Source organism: Streptomyces sp. CT34, from assembly GCF_000805335.1.
In the GTDB taxonomy this organism is placed as follows: domain Bacteria; phylum Actinomycetota; class Actinomycetes; order Streptomycetales; family Streptomycetaceae; genus Streptomyces.
In genome coordinates, this window is sequence record NZ_KN708638.1 from 736,721 (window position 1) to 751,389 (window position 14,669).

13 protein-coding genes are annotated in these 14,669 nt (G+C 71.0%); 4 read left to right on the forward strand and 9 right to left on the reverse strand.

Annotated elements, in window-relative coordinates; genetic code table 11:
• The 5 genes from RZ84_RS40495 to RZ84_RS03250 all read right to left on the reverse strand — a co-directional run.
• Positions 1 to 748, reverse strand: a 748-nt coding sequence (locus tag RZ84_RS40495; RefSeq protein WP_241777538.1) for an acyl-CoA dehydrogenase family protein, incomplete at its 3' end; no start/stop codon positions are given.
• A 44-nt stretch (positions 749 to 792) separates the two neighbouring features.
• Positions 793 to 3,021 carry an iron-containing redox enzyme family protein gene (locus tag RZ84_RS03235; protein WP_052229746.1) on the reverse strand — a complete coding sequence of 743 codons (2,229 nt, stop codon included), beginning with the start codon at positions 3,019 to 3,021 and terminating at the stop codon, positions 793 to 795.
• Positions 3,018 to 3,989 carry a 3-oxoacyl-ACP synthase gene (locus RZ84_RS03240; RefSeq protein WP_052229747.1) on the reverse strand — a complete coding sequence of 324 codons (972 nt, stop codon included), beginning with the start codon at positions 3,987 to 3,989 and terminating at the stop codon, positions 3,018 to 3,020. The genes RZ84_RS03235 and RZ84_RS03240 overlap by 4 nt, the downstream gene beginning before the upstream one ends.
• A complete protein-coding gene (locus RZ84_RS03245) occupies positions 3,986 to 4,888 on the reverse strand; it encodes an isocitrate lyase/PEP mutase family protein (protein ID WP_241777540.1) in 903 nt (300 codons plus the stop codon). The genes RZ84_RS03240 and RZ84_RS03245 overlap by 4 nt, the downstream gene beginning before the upstream one ends.
• A 20-nt stretch (positions 4,889 to 4,908) precedes the next feature.
• Positions 4,909 to 5,694 (reverse strand): thioesterase II family protein, encoded by a 786-nt coding sequence (locus RZ84_RS03250; RefSeq protein WP_052229748.1) that lies wholly within the window; start codon positions 5,692 to 5,694, stop codon positions 4,909 to 4,911.
• Positions 5,695 to 6,229: 535 nt separating this feature from the next.
• Between RZ84_RS03250 and RZ84_RS03255 the strand changes: the two genes are divergently transcribed.
• The gene (locus RZ84_RS03255) at positions 6,230 to 7,021 is read left to right on the forward strand and encodes a LuxR C-terminal-related transcriptional regulator (protein WP_052229749.1); all 792 of its coding nucleotides are present in this window, start codon (positions 6,230 to 6,232) and stop codon (positions 7,019 to 7,021) included.
• A 112-nt stretch (positions 7,022 to 7,133) separates the two neighbouring features.
• On the opposite strand, the gene RZ84_RS03260 is transcribed toward RZ84_RS03255, so the two are convergent.
• A complete protein-coding gene (locus RZ84_RS03260) occupies positions 7,134 to 8,102 on the reverse strand; it encodes a DMT family transporter (protein WP_052230411.1) in 969 nt (322 codons plus the stop codon).
• Between the two features lie 544 nt (positions 8,103 to 8,646).
• Positions 8,647 to 10,335: an alpha-keto acid decarboxylase family protein gene (locus tag RZ84_RS03265; RefSeq protein WP_043269018.1), complete on the reverse strand. Its 1,689-nt coding sequence runs from the start codon at positions 10,333 to 10,335 to the stop codon at positions 8,647 to 8,649.
• A 133-nt stretch (positions 10,336 to 10,468) separates the two neighbouring features.
• On the opposite strand from RZ84_RS03265, the gene RZ84_RS03270 reads away from it, so the two are divergent.
• Complete coding sequence (locus tag RZ84_RS03270) at positions 10,469 to 10,975, forward strand: MarR family winged helix-turn-helix transcriptional regulator (RefSeq protein WP_063772654.1); 507 nt, start codon at positions 10,469 to 10,471, stop codon at positions 10,973 to 10,975.
• 56 nt (positions 10,976 to 11,031) lie between these two features.
• On the opposite strand, the gene RZ84_RS03275 is transcribed toward RZ84_RS03270, so the two are convergent.
• Positions 11,032 to 12,699, reverse strand: coding sequence for a peptide-N4-asparagine amidase (locus RZ84_RS03275; protein ID WP_052229750.1), 1,668 nt, complete (start codon positions 12,697 to 12,699; stop codon positions 11,032 to 11,034).
• A gap of 234 nt (positions 12,700 to 12,933) precedes the next feature.
• On the opposite strand from RZ84_RS03275, the gene RZ84_RS03280 reads away from it, so the two are divergent.
• Positions 12,934 to 13,692 carry a class I SAM-dependent methyltransferase gene (locus RZ84_RS03280; RefSeq protein ID WP_043263016.1) on the forward strand — a complete coding sequence of 253 codons (759 nt, stop codon included), beginning with the start codon at positions 12,934 to 12,936 and terminating at the stop codon, positions 13,690 to 13,692.
• A gap of 119 nt (positions 13,693 to 13,811) precedes the next feature.
• On the opposite strand, the gene RZ84_RS03285 is transcribed toward RZ84_RS03280, so the two are convergent.
• Entirely contained in the window at positions 13,812 to 14,243 is a 432-nt protein-coding gene (locus RZ84_RS03285; RefSeq protein WP_043263017.1) for a hypothetical protein, read from the reverse strand.
• Between the two features lie 17 nt (positions 14,244 to 14,260).
• Here RZ84_RS03285 and RZ84_RS03290 point away from each other — a divergent pair, with 17 nt between their 5' ends.
• Positions 14,261 to 14,668: a hypothetical protein gene (locus RZ84_RS03290; RefSeq protein ID WP_043263018.1), complete on the forward strand. Its 408-nt coding sequence runs from the start codon at positions 14,261 to 14,263 to the stop codon at positions 14,666 to 14,668.
• Position 14,669: the final 1 nt, after the last annotated feature.

Genomic DNA, 14,669 nt, shown 5'->3' on the forward strand with positions numbered 1-14,669 from the left:
GGTCCATGGCGATGACAAAACCCTTGCCCGGCTTGCCCAGTACGGCCTCGCGGGGCACCCGGCAGTCCTCGAAGGCGAGGTGGGCGAACGAGCGGGGAGCCACCGCGCCCAGCCGTTCCCGCACCCGCACCCCGGGGGTGTCGGCGGGCACCAGGAAGGCCGTCAGCCCGAGCGGCCCAGGGCCTTCGCCGGTGCGGGCGATGACGACGTACACGTCGGCGATGGTGCCGTTGGCGATCCATGCCTTGTGCCCGTTCAGGACGTAGCCGCCGTCGTCGGCGCGGTCGGCCCGCAGTGCGACGGCGGCGATGTCCGACCCCGCCTCCTCCTCGGAGACCGCGAAGGCGCCGACCAGCGTGCCGGTGGCCATCCGCGGCAGGTAGTGCCGCCGCTGTGCGTCGCTGCCGAAGCGGATGAGCGGGGTCGCCGCCAGTGCCTGGATGGAGAAGGCGAAGTCGGCCAGGTCCTCGGCGTAGGCCAGCGCTTCGCGCATCAGGCACAGGGAGCGGTGATCGCCGGCGGCCGGGCCGGGCTCGGCGGCCGGGTCCAGGAAGGAGAGCCAGCCGTCCGCGCCCAGTTGCCGTACCAGGCGCAGCCCGGCCTTGTCCGGGTCGTCGTCGCGGATCTCGTCCCACAGCGCGGTCCGCTGGTCGCACCAGGCGCCGAAGGTGTCGGCGAGGCGGCGGTGCGCGTCGTCGTAGAAGGGGAGGTCGAGGATTTCGCGGTCGAAGCTCGTGAGGGGTTCCAAGGTGCGTCTCCGTGCGGGCGGGAAGGGCGGGTGGCGGCGGGGGGTCAGATGACGAGGTCGACGTCCTCGGCCCGGTCGGCCGGGAGCGGCGCGGGCGGGGGCGTGGGCTGCTCCCGGGCCGCTTTCACGAGCTGGTGCTCGATGAAGTAGGCGAACGAGGCGTAGCCGCGCCAGATGCGCCGCCACTCGCGCTGGACGGCCTCCTCGCCGGAGTTGCGCCGTACGTCGTCGAGGTAGCAGACGATGATGTCGGCCGACTGCCGGGCGTGGCCGGCCGAGAAGTTGTCGATCGACAGGTGCGCCTCTTCGTAGGACACGTCGAAGCGGTGGCGGCGCAGCTTCTGTATCTCGTGCAGCCGCATCTCCCCCAGGCCGAACATCTCGATGCCCAGGTTGTAGCCGAGGATCTCGTTGTAGAGGGTGTCGGGGAACAGGGACAGGCACACCTGGTGGATGGAGAATCCGTAGAGCCCGTCGGGGAGGTCGCCCTGGTCGCGGAATTCCTCCTGCCGGATGTGCGGCAGGTTGATGTCCATGCTGGCGAGTACGTGGTGGATGAGCGTGATGTGGTTCTTGGCGACGTCGCCGCGGCCCATCTCGTCGGCGTAGATGGCGAAGAGCATGGCGTCGCTCTGCCGGTGGTTGCGGCCGAGGTTGCCGATGCGGTGGGCCCAGCTGCCGTCGATGAGGCTGCCGAGCGCGTAGGTGGACTGCTGGAAGACGACCTCGTCGCGGTCGGGGATCTCGGTGAGCGGTTCGTAGGGGTCGACGAGCTTGTCCCAGTAGATCCGGTCGACGCGCTCCATGAGCGCTTCGGGGGTGTAGTCGAAGTACTCGGCGTTGGTGAGTTTGCCGCCGGCGCCGTGCGTGAAGAGGAGTTCCGCCTCGGCGAGGCCGGCCTCGGCCCGGTCCCTGGCGGCTGCCAGGATGTGCGGGAAGCGCTCGACGTTGACGATGCGGTGGAAGAACTCGCGGTCGTCCAGTGCGCTGTCCGCGGCCCGCAGCACCACGTCATCGGGTTCGGTGGTCCGCAGGGCGCGGGCCCAGCGCTCGGCGTTCCGGTCGCCGGCGGTGTTGGGTGCGAAGTCGAGGTCCGCCGGCTCGCCGGCCGCGATCGCCTCGGCCCATGCCGTGAACGTGGCCGCCTCACGCTCGTCGAAGATGCCGAACATGGGGCCGCCGAACTTGATGGACCGCAGGAATCGGCAGCTGCCGTCCTTTCGCACCTTCAGCTGCCGGGACTCACGCAGCGCGCCCACGAAGGCGGCCAGGTCGGGGGTGTCCCCGTCGAGCCAGTCCGACAGCCGCCGGTCGCCCAGGCGGACGCTGCGGTGCTGCCGGCCGGCGAACGGTGCGTGCCGGGCGACGATCTGCGCGACCTTGGCATCGAGGGTCAACGCGTCGTGCCAGGCGGCCAACTCGCCGAGCATGTCGACGTGTTCGGTCTCCAGGCGCAGCACCAGCGCGACGGCGGCGAGCAGTCGGCGCCGGTCCTCGGGGCCGGTCGGCGAGTCCTCGGTGAGGGCGAGGTACTCCGCGAGGACGGCACGCGCCTCGGTTTCCGGCAGCAGCGGCTCCGTGCCGAGGAGGAGGTCGTCGATGCCCAGCGCGAACACGGCGTAGTGCACGCCGATCAGCTCGGGCAGGAACGACGCGGGGAGCCGGGAGAGGGCGAGCGGGAAGGCGGCGTGCAGGGCGGTCAGCGGCCGGGCCTCGGCGCGGGCGAGGAAGTCCGCGGCCTCGATCTCGGGCAGGTGGATGCCCAGTTCCACCAGGGCGCGCCGGCGCCCGGCGAGCAGGCCGCGCTGCGGGATGCCCTGGCCCTGGAGGTGGAAGTGCTGCCCGAAGAGGCGGTTGACGATGACGGAGGGCTGGGTGGCGGCCTGCGAGACGGTGTCCAGCCAGCAGCCGGCGAGCAGCGTGAGGGGGGCACGCTGGCGCAGGACGAGGTCGCGTGTCTCGCTGCCGGCCGCGCGCAGCGTGGTGACGGCCGGTTCGAGGGCGCGGCGGGTCTCGTGGACCCGGGCGGCGATCTCCTCGGCGTCCGCGCTCGGCTGTGGCTCGGCGGAGGCGAGGAAGGCCGCCAGGACCCGGCGGGCTATGAGGAGGGTGGTCTCGCTCTCCTGGTCGGTGAGGAGTCGCCGGAAGAGGCCGGCGGGCTCCCCGTCGAGGACCGCCGTGGCCTCTTCGGCGGCGTACGGGCTGAAGTGGAAGGGTGCTCGGGGCAGGGAGGTGGTCCGGTCCGGCAGGGGGAAGGCGGTGTGGGGGTTCATCGGGGCTCCCGGGTTGCGGTGGCCGCGGGCGCGGCGGGCGGAGCGGCGGGCAGCTTGCGCAGCAGGATCCCGACCCGTACTCCCGGGACGCTCGCCGCCAGGAGGTAGTGGCCGCCGTCCTTCAGGCCGCCGGCAGCGGCGCGGTCGGCGAGGTTGATGAGCGGGTCGGCGGCGAAGCAGTGGCCGAAGCGCGGGATGTTGTCGAGGAACAACTGCTGTGCGGTGAAGCCGGCTTGACGCTCCTTCAGGACGACGACGGGCCGGTAGAGGTTGAGGTGGAGCACACCGTCGATGTCGCCGATCTTCATGCCGGCGGCGCCGAGGATCCGTTCGTTGACCTCGCGGGCGAGGTCGACGCTGATCTCGTGGGTCCACTCCAGGGACCGCGTTTCCTGGGCGGATGCCCCGGCGACGATCTCGTAGGGGTCCGGTCCCTGGGGCTCGGCGCTCACCAGGGCGGCGGCGGACCCGTCGCTGAACAGGGCGAAGCTCTCCATCCGCGTCGCTTCGTCGGTGATCCGGTCGGCGGTGACGACCAGCACCGTGCGGTGCTGTCCGGCGGCCACCAGCGCCTGTGCGGTGCGCAGGCCGACCAGGAGGTTGGTGCAGCGGTTGAGCGAGACGCCGGTGAAGGCGGCGTTCTCCAGGCCGATTCCGTCCAGCACGGTCTGCACGAATCCGCCGTGGGTGCGCGGCCCGCCGGGGAAGCGGGTGGAGCACAGCACCAGGCAGTCGACGGAGGACGGGGCGGTCCCGGCGGCGTCGAGCGCCGCCCGGGCGCTACGCACGGCCAAGGTCTCCAGACTCTCGGCCGTGCGCCGGACGCTGCCCCAGCCCCACAGGGACGCCTGGGGTGGCATGCCGAACTCGCGGGCTCTGCGGGGCAGGTCCTCGATCGAGGTGTGGTCGGCCTCGGACTCGCCGAGGACGTAGCGGGGGGCCGACAGGTATACCGGTGTCGCGTTCACGGTGCGGGTTCACTCTCCGGGTCGGCTGGGTGGGCCGGCGCCAGCATGGCGTTGGCCTCGGGATACGGAAGGGCGTCCGCTCCGAAGCCGAAGGTGCCGTGCTCGCGGATCTCCTTCGCCGCGCGGACGACGGCGCCGAGCGCGGCGCGGGACAGTGCCGAGCCGACGCTGATCCGCCGTACGCCGAGGGCGCCGAGTTCGGCCACGGACAGCCGCAGCGCGGGCGAGCCCATCAGGACGTTGACCGGGCGGGTGACGGCGGAGCACACCTCCCGGATCGCCTCGGCGTCGGGAAGGGCGGGCGCGTAGAGCACGTCGGCGCCCGCGGCCTCGTACGCCCGCAGTCGCCGGATGGTGTCCGGCAGGTCGGGCCGCCCCTGGAAGAAGTTCTCGGCGCGGGCGGTGACCGTGAAGGGGAAGTCGAGTTCCCTGGCGGCGGCGACGGCCGCGGCCACCCGCTCCACCGCCTCCTCCAAGGGCCGTACGGGGTCCTCGTCCCGGCCGGTGGAGTCCTCCACCGATCCGCCGACCAGGCCCGCCGCGGCGGCGTGCCGGATGGTCTCGGCGACGCCCTCCGGCGTGTCGCCGAATCCGCTCTCCAAATCGGCGGTGACCGGCAGCGGGGTGGCGGCGACGATCTCCTCGGCGTTCGCGAGGAGTTCCGCGCGGCTGACCAGGTTCGCCCCGTCGGAACGGCCAAGGGCGTAGGACAGGCCCGCCCCCGAGGTGGCGAGCGCGGGGAAACCGTGCTGGGTCAGGATCCGGGCGGTGCCCGCGTCCCAGGGGTTGGCGACGACGAACGGCTCGGAACCCTCGTGCAGTTTACGGAAGGTGACGGCGCGTCGGTACTGGTCGGTGGCGGCAATGCGCATGGTGGTGTTCTCCTCTGCGGTGCTCATGAGGTCGGCGTCAGTACTGCTCAGATAACCTCAATGTGGCTGTTCGCAAGAGGATTTGCGCCATGTTCCGCACGGACGAGCGGGCGCAGCACGTCGGTGACGGCGCCGGGCCTGCCGTCGAAGTAGAAGTGGCCGCCCTCGGCCCAGTGCCGGACCGGTTCGACGGCGCATTCGCGCGCCCACGGTTCGAGGCCGGCTTCCTTGACGTGGGGGTCGTCGACGCCGTTGACCAGGGTGACGGGGACGTGCAGCGGGGCGGCGGGCCGGTAGCTGTAGCCGGCGACCATGCAGAAGTCGGCCTTCAGGTGCGGTAGCAGCAGTTCCTGCAGCGCCTCGTCGGCGACGACTTCGGGTGGCAGCCCGCCGAAGAAGCCGACGGCCTCGGTGAACGCGCGGCCCTCCAGCCGGGCGGTCTCCACCACGCGCCGGGTGGGCAGCAGAGCGGGGGCGGAGCAGCCGGAGGCGACGAGGTGGCGGAAGTCCGGGAGGGCGCCGATGCGGCGGGCGACCTCGAAGGCCAGGACCGCGCCGAAGCTGTGCCCGAAGAGGACGAAGGGGCGGTCCGCGGTCTCGGTGATCGCCGCCGCGGCCCCTTCGGCGAGCTCCAGCACGTCGGCGGCGGCGGTTTCCTTGTAGCGGGGGCCTCGGCCCGGGGGGCAGACCGCGACGATCTCCGCGTCGTCCCCCATGTCGTGCTGCCAGCTCAGGAAGGAACGGGGGTTGCCGCCCGCGTGGGGGAAGCAATAGACGCGGGCCGCATGCTCGGAGCCTGCCGCGGCGCGGAGGAACCAGGGGGAAGAAGTCACTGGAAATTCACCGATCTCTCTGGCCTCCGACTGGTCAAGCAGCTGATCGGGAAGGGGCCGCATTCCAGCCGACATCGGCGAGCGTGACGGTTCCGGAAGGCGACGGGGAGGCGGTGTGCGGGAGTACACCGACACCCACCACACTCATCAGAACACTCGCTGCCACGGCGAATCCGACGGGAAGTGCGGAGGAGGATCGTCCGGACACCCTGAAGCGTAATGAATTCTTCCGCATTTTGGCATGCCTCTCGTATCAAGTGTGTGTCTGCGACGGGGGAAACGGGTCCCGTGACGGGGAGGAGTAGCTGCCCCTCACTGCCCGGTAAGGCGAGTGCGGATCGCGTTCTCACCTGCCCTCTCAATCTCCCTTGCCGTAGGCCCAGATTGAAGATCTAAGATGGTTCAGGTTTCCGCACTGCTGGAAACCGAAGGCACTATGCCCGTGTAAATCGCCTTATAGCGGACACTCGGAGGCGGGATCATGGATTCAACCGACCGTGTAAATGGCGAGACATCAGGACAGAAGCCCGTAAGGGTGGCAGAACGCCTGGAGGGGCTCGAGACCGAGCTCCGAATGATGGCCGAGCAGCTGAATACGCTCTCCCGGCTTGCCGTGGAATGCCTCGTCGACATCGACCCGGCCGAGGAAGGAGGCATTCCGGAAGAACCCCAGATCCGCTACCTCCATGGCCTGGAGGCCATCAACGTCGCGATCGAGGAGGCACTCGGTGGCGCACGCAGAGAAATTCTGACGGCACAACCCGACGGACCGCGTCCCGGACCGGTGCTGGATCAGGCTCTGAATTCCGTTCGCCGGCACATCGAGGCAGGCGTTTCCATGCGCACGCTGTATCAGCACACCACGCGCTTCGATGCGGCCACCAAGAACTACGTGCGGGCGGTCACCGAATACGGAGTTCGGGTGCGCACACTGGCGGAATTCTTCGACCGTCTCATCATCGTCGACGACGCCGTGGCATTCATATCCGCCAACGAGAGCCGCACCGACGGACTGGCCATAAGAGAACCGGCGATCGTGCAGTTCCTCAAGGACACGTTCGAGCGCTCCTGGGACCGCGCGAAGTCCTTCCCGTTCGTCCCGTTACACGCCGCGAAGGCGGCGGACGACGTCATACCGTCGTTACGCGAATCGATCAGCAGGCTGCTCGTCGCCGGCTACTCGGACAAACGGATCGCGCGCCGGCTCGGCATCAGCGAACGCTCGCTACAGGCGCATATCGCCGCGATGAAGCAGGATTTGGGGGCCAACACCCGGGCCCAACTCGGCTACCTGCTGGGCCGCAACGAGACCACCCTCGTGCTGTAGCCCCCTGTTCCTGACCCCGCCCGGACGGCGCGGGCCGGAGGTACCCGCGGCGGGGCCGGAGCGGTGCGCCCGGCACCCCTCACGGCCCCCGCCGCTGCGATGGTGCTGCGCCTCAGCCGGTCGGCTCCGTCGAGTGCACCGGTGCGTCGCCCGCCGCCGGACGGTCCGCGTCGGACGCCGCCGGCTGCGGAGCCCGCCCGCCGCGCATCCGGGAGACCGCGACCCCGCTCAGGCAGATCAGACCGCCCAGCAACGTGACCCACCCGGGCACCTCGTCCAGCGCGGCCCAGGAAATGACGACCACGACCGCGGGCACCGCATAGGTGGTCGCCCCCATCTTGCCGGCGGTGGTCCGCGAGAGCGCGTAGGCCCAGGTGCTGAAGGCGAGAGCGGTCGGGAACAGGCCCAGGTAGACGACGTTGAGCGTCGCCGAGAGCGGAGCGGCGGACAGCTGCGAGACCAGCTGCCCGCTGAACGGCAGGCAGGCGACGGCACCGATGAGGCAACCGAAGGTCGTCGCCTGGATCGGCGTCGCATGCCGCAGCGCCGGCTTCTGCGACACCACCCCGGCCCCGTACGTCACGGCCGCCAGCAGGCACAGCAGCACACCGAGGACCGAGGACGAGCCACCACTGGACGTGGAGAGCCCGACGACGCCCGCACCGACGAACGACACCGCCATGCCCACCAGCAACAGACGCGGGAACCCTTCCTTCAGCAGCCAGCCGCCCAGCAGCGCGATCACGATCGGGCCGATGTTCACGACCATGGCGGCGGTACCGGCATCGACCTTCTGCTCACCCCAGTTCAACGCCACCATGTAGCACCCGAACCAGAGCACCCCGGAACAGACGATCCCGGGCCATGCCTGCCGCGGCGGTAAACCGCCCCGCCGCACCACGAGGACTATCAGCAGCGCGACCGCACCGGTCAAAAGCCGGCCCAACGCCAGGGCGCCGGGCCCGAAATGACTTGCCGACGCACGAATGGAGACAAAAGCCGAGGCCCACAGTAAGACCGTGACCGAGGCGGCAATGAGGGCAGGGAGGTCAATACGGGAATGTTCCGTCGAACGATTCATGCTGCCCATCCAATCACTTGTAAGTGCCCTTCGTCTTCGGGGAGTTGCAGGAAGTGCCCCGGTTTGGGGGCCATATTTCGGGGGTAATCAGACGCCCCGGCAACCACCTGCCGGGCGGGCAGCACTCCGCTTTCCCACCCTCGGGACGCCGGCCCCAATTCCCTTGCCCCCACGGCACGTTGCACCGACCGGCCGGTAATCGACACGGCCGACGGCGGACACTCCACACCGATACCCCCCTCACCCCCGAGGCGGCGGCAGCGCCGGCACCGCCCGTGTCGCCGCGCCGCGAGATCTTCGAAGGACACGACCGGACAGGGGCGCGGGGCCGCTCCCCCACACCCTGCCGCGCCGCCCCGACGCGCTCGCCCCGCGCGGGTCGCCGTTACCTTGCCACACCACACCAATGCACCGAAAGGGTGGTCACGGCCAGTTGCGGCGGCACGACCGCACCGCCAGGCCCGCGCCGGACGGTTCGCGGGCCGTCCACCTCGGTCCGGGCGCGCCCGGACACCGGCACGGAGCCGGCCGGCCTCGGCCCCGCTCAGTCCCCGTAGTCGTTCTGCTCGGCGAACCGGCCGGCCATGGCGGTGAGCAGTTCGGGGGCGTCGTCGGGCGGCAGCACCGCCTCGATGAGGACGAGCCGGTCCGGGGTGGCGGCGGCCAGGCGGAACGCGTCCGCCAGCTCACCGGGAGTCGTCACGCGCCGGCTGACACAGCGGTCGCCCGCGCCGAACGCGCCCGGCAGCGCGGTGTAGTCCCAGGCGGCGATGTCGTTGTACGGAGCGGTGGCGCCGTGGATGGCGCGCTCGACCGTGTAGCCGGCGTTGTTGATGACGACGACCACCGGCGACAGGCCGTAACGGGCCATGGTGCCCAGTTCCTGGGCGGTCAGTTGTAGGGAGCCGTCGCCGATGACGAGGACCGATCGCCGGTCGGGCGCGGCGAGTTGGGTGCCGAGGGTGGCCGGCAGGGTGTAGCCGATCGAGCCCCACATCGGCTGGCCGACGAACCGCGCGTCCCGTGGCAACGGCAGCTCCTGCGCGCCGAAGAACGCGGTCCCCTGCTCGGCCACGAGCACGCTCGCCTCGGGCAGGAAGTCGCCCACGGCGGCCCAGAGTTCGTCCTGGGTGAGCCGGTCGTCCGCGCCGCGCACCGGCCGCACCGCATCCCCGGTGGTGGGGAACGGCGGCCGACCGTAGCCCGCGGGCTCGGGCAGCCCCAGCTCGCCGACCAGCTCGGTCAGAGCGGCCAGGGCGTCGGCCATCGCCACACCGGTGAACTCCGCCCCGCCGACCGTGGCCCGGCCGGGGCGCAGCTCGATGGTGCGGCCGGCCGGGAAGTGATGGGTGAATCCGCCGGTCACGGTGTCGGTGACGGGCGCACCGGCCAGCACGAGGCAGTCGACGTCCTCCACCGCCACCCGCGCCTGCTTCCCGCTGAACTCGCCGGTGTAGACGCCCGCGAAGCCCGGCGCGCCCTCGTCCACCAGGCCCTTCCCGGTGGAGTACACGGTGGCCCGTACCGGTGCGGCGGCCAGCAGGCCGGCGAGCGGCGCGCGCAGTCCGTGCCGGTCCGCCTCGTGACCGGCGAGCACCGTCACCGTCCGCGCGCCGTCCAGCATGCGCGCGGCGGCGGCGCGGAAGGCGTGCAGCGGCCCGGGGTCGGCCGGGGCGTCGGCGGCGGGCAGCGGCGCCGCGGGCTCGGGGACGCGGGCCAGGACGACGTCGGTGGGGAGGTTGAGGTGGACGGGCCTGCGGTGCCGGCGCAGGGCGGTGAGCGCCCGGTCGATCTCGGCCGGCGCGGTGTCCGCGGTGAGGGTGGCGCGGGCCACGGTCACCTCCGCGAACATCCGGCCGAAGTGGTCGTACTCGCCGTCCATCAGGGTGTGGTGTACGGGCGCGCCGGCCGCCGCCACCCCCGTCGCGGGCATCCCGGTGATCGCGAGGACGGGTACGGACTCGGCGTAGGAGCCCGCTATCGCATTGACGGCGGAGAGTTCGCCGACGCCGAAGGTGGTCACCACCGCGGCGGCGCCACGCAGCCGCCCGTAGCCGTCGGCCGCGTATCCGGCGTCGAGTTCGTTGCAGGTGCCGACCCACTCCAGTCCGGGGAAGGCGAGGACCCGGTCGAGGAAACCGAGGTTGTAGTCGCCCGGCACGCCGAAGACGTGCTCGATGCCCATCTCGCGCAGACGGCGGAGGAGGTAGTCGCCAACGGTGATCTCCGACATCGCGGTCACCGGCCTTTCTTGCGTTCAGCGATGTGCCGGAGCGCCGATCGGACGTCCGGCAGCACGGCAGAGAAATAGGTCAATGTCCTTGACCTTAATTCCGAGCCTAGGCGGCACCGGCTAATATGTCAACATGCTTGACCCTTCTCGCCCGGATGCCTTCGACCGCGACTTCACGCTCTTCTACTTCGCCTATCGGGCCTTCACCGGCGCCGCGGACGAAGCCCTCGCCGAACACGGCATGGGCCGCGCGCACCACCGCATCCTCACGTTCCTCGCCTACGCACCCGGCATGAGCGTCGGGGAACTCTGCGACACCCTCGCCCTCACCAAGCAGGCCATCAACGCCCCACTGCGCCGGCTGATCGACGACGACCTGGTCCGGGTCGCCGCCGGAACCACGGACCGCCGCCGCAAGGAGCTCCACCTCACCGACCGCGGCACCGCACTCGAACGCGCCCTGCACGCCCGGCAGCGCACGCTCTTCCAAACCGCCCTGGAAGAGGCCGGCCCGGCCGCCGCCGACGGCTGGCGCGCCGTCCTCGCCCCGCTGGCCGGCGAGGACTACGTGGCGTTCACCACCGCGGTCGCCGATCGTGGACGGACGGCTGCGGACGACGGCGAAGTGGGCGGCACGTGACTCCGCGCCGCCCACCGGCTCGCATATGCAGCAACTCACCTGCCCCTAGAGGCGGTTCACCTTCGGACCGCTGCGGCCGGGTCCGTCCGGGTGGACGCTCGGCAGCCGTACCGGTCCTCCGTCAGCTCGCCCTGGGCCGTGGCCAGCGTCCGGTCGTAGCAGGAACCCGGGCCGTGGAGGCGGTAGCGCTCACGCGAGACGCCGGTGGCGTGCCGCTGCTCGCGGGGCACGTTCTGGTTGTACGCGGCTTCGCCCGTGTAGGTGTCGTCCAGCCATGACCGGTCAGTGCGCCGTACGCCCCGCAGGGTGGCGCTGTCCGCGCGGTCGCCCATGGTCATGGTCGTACGCAGCCGGTTGCCGGCGCCCACGGTCGTCGCACCGTCCATGGTGTAGGTGCGCCGGGTACGGATGGTCGTCGCGGGTCCCCGGCCGCGCACGGTCACCGCTTCGTCGTCGTTCCAGCCCGCCCGCAGCGCGTCGGTGGATTCGTCCGCGTTCCAGCGGTGCGCGGAGCTACCGGCGAGCCTGCGGGTGACCGTCGTCGTGACCCGGCCGTGCGAGGTGTCGAGGTATCCCGACACCGTGAGGGAGTGCCTGCCCTCGGCCGTCAACCGGCGCTCGGAACCCGGTTGGTACGCCGTCCTGTTGACGAGGTCGCCCGGCTGACTGGTGACGAGCGCACCGGTCACGCGCGCCGCCTTGGCGTCCTGCCAGACCAGGATGTTGGTGGGGGTGCTCCAGCCGCTCTGCCCCGCGGGCAGGCCGACGACCGACACCGCGATCCGGTGCGGGCGTCCGTCGTTCAGCCGACCCGCGAAGGGGGTGAGGTCGTACTCCACCGGCCGGACGTCGAAGGCCCGCGGGCCCGGGATCACGTACCAGAGGAAGGGGTTGGACCAGCCACCCGTCCACACGGTCGGGAAGGGGGCCGCGATACCGGCGAGCCTGCCGTCCACCGTCACCTGCACCTCGCGGTACGGACCGTCCTTGGCCCTGCACGAGTACGGTGCCGCATCCGGCACCGTCAGATACCAGAACTCCTCGCAGCCGCCGCCCGATCCGGTGGCGTACACCTCGGCGACGATCCGTTCGCTGTTGCGCGGCGTGGTCAACTGCCCCTCGTAGGAGGCGCCCTGACTATGGGCACCCTGGAGTGTGAGGACCTTGTCAGGGGTGCGGGCCTCCTTCGCCGGTCCCCGTGCCGCGTAGAAGGTCAGCGTCGCCTTGACCTTGATCACGCCGGTGTACGTCCCGTCCACGGAGTTGCCGATGAGCATCTCGACGGGCTGCCGCCCGCGCAGCGTGGCGGCGTACCGGGTGACGTCCTTCTCCACCTTCCAGGTGATGCCCCGGGGAGAGGGTTCCGGAGTGGACGTGCGCAGGACCTCCACGCCACCGATGTGCAGATAGCCGAGGCGGTCGAACTGCCGCCCGGCCACGGATCCTTGGAGTTTCAGGACGACCTTGTTCCAGCGGTGTCCGCACCGTCCGGTCCCTGCGGGCGGTATGTAGGTGCCCTTGTAGGGCGTGTAGTCGCGGAATTCGGTGTCGGCGACCGTCACTTGGCACGACGGGGTGTCCGGGACGGACACCGGCGGTCCCGCGGTGACCGGGTCGTGCCAGTGGGTGCCGAATTCGGTGGGCGGCTTCGCGGCGGTGGCGGGGCTCGCGCCCAGTACCAGGCCGGCGACAGCGGCGCACACAGTGAGAAGCACTCGTCTCATGGGTCAGGAGTGAAGCGCTTCGTACTGCCGTGCACCAGTGCCCGGTTGGCCTGATCCACGGCGCGACGCGGAAATCCGGTCGACTTCACCACGCGTGTCACGCGGCGCAGGCACCGACACCGGCACCGTCCACAACGACCGGCGGACGCTCGGGGCCTCCCAAGCGCTACGCGCCCGGACCACCGCTGGCACACTCGGGTGGATCGTGATCACCAATCCCCGACGGAGGACGAGTTGAACAGGGACACCCCGCGCGAACGCGACCGCCTGGAAGCCATCCAACGTAACGTGGACGCGTTCACCACCGGCATCCTCGATGACCTCCCCGTCCAGACATCCTGGCACTGCCTGGAACTGGGTGCGGGCGCCGGCTCCATCGCGTACTGGCTCGCCGAGCGCTGCCCGGACGGCCGCGTCGTCGCCGTCGACCTCGACACCCGCCACCTCGACCCCGGCCGGGCCCCGAACCTGACGATCCAGGAAGCCGACATCACACACGACGACTACGCACCCGGCAGCTTCGACCTCATCCACGCCCGCTACCTCTACTGCCATCTGCCCACCCGCGACGCGATGGTGGAACGAGCCGCCCGCTGGCTCGCCCCCGGCGGCTGGCTCGTCATCGAAGAGCCGTACCACCTGCCCGCGGAGACCTCCCCGTTCCCCGCGGTCCAGCGCATCCTGGCCGCGTACCAGCGCAGGTACCGCGATCTCGGAGCCGATATGACCTGGGCGCGCGGCCTGCCCTCCCAACTCGCCCGCAACGGACTGGGCGAGGTGTCCTTCACCGGGAACCTCGGCTGTATGGGAGGACTCGACAAGGACCGCTGGCGTCCCCTCATCGCCCAGGCAGCCCCCGCACTCCTCGACGAGGGCCTGGTCACCGAGGCCGATCTGAGCGAGTTCACCGGTCTGCTGGACGACCCGGCGTTCATCGACATCCCCCAAGTCACCGTCTCCGCATGGGGTCGCCGCCCGACTGCCGCGCCCTGACGTCCGATGGCGCGCGGACGGCGGGAACCGCACGAGTCCGGCCTCCGCGCCGTCACGGCCGGTCGCCACAGCCGACCACCGGCCGTCATGACGCGCCGGAGAGGGTCAGTCCTCCGGCTTCAACCCTCGTCCTCGCCCTCGCCCTTGCGGTGGGCGTTCAGGCACAGCGCCCAGCCGTCGGTGTAGCTGTTCGGCGCGGGCGATCCCCCGGCGTGGGCGACTGCTGTCCAGTAGGACGGCCCGGCGACGCCGTTGCGGACCGGGTTGCCGGCCGAGTCGCTGGGGAAGCTGCCGTTGAGATGAGGTCCTCCCGAGCCCGTCTTCATGAAGTCGGTCGTCGTCACCCCGCCGCCGGAGACGAGACCACTGGCGCAGTCCGCGTGCGTCGATATCTCGGAGTCGATGGTGGTGGGTCCGCTGGTGGCTCCGGGGGTCTTCACGGTGACGGCAACCGTGTTGGCGTACGCGGTTCCCGACACCGTCACGGTCAGCAGGGCCCCCAGGACCAGCGCCTTCCCCAGGGCGGAGCGCAGCCGGACTCTGTTCTTCATCGGAGTTTCCCTCTGGGGTGGAGTCCAGCGCCACCTGCCTGGACGCCGGTGTCGACCCGGTGCAGCTGGCGGGCGAGCACTTGGCCGGCGTCGGGGCAGCCATCGCCTCCCCCGATGTCCTGCGGCAGCGGTTGGCCCACCTCCACCGTGAACTGAGCTGCGCACGCGAGCGGGAGACTTCCGCACGGATCAGCGCGCTCCAGGCCATGCGCGGCGCCGGCCCGGCAGCCGACCAGACATTGCGGCAGTACGAGCTCAGCGCGATGTTCACCGGCGGCGACAGCACCCTCACAGCCGTGGTGCGCTCCGCCTGGCAGCACGAGCCGACCTCCATGTCCGCAGACCCGAACGCTCCACGTTCATCCGCCTCGGGCACAGCCCCGACACCACTGCCGGCACGAGTGGCCGGGCATGAAGCGCAATGAA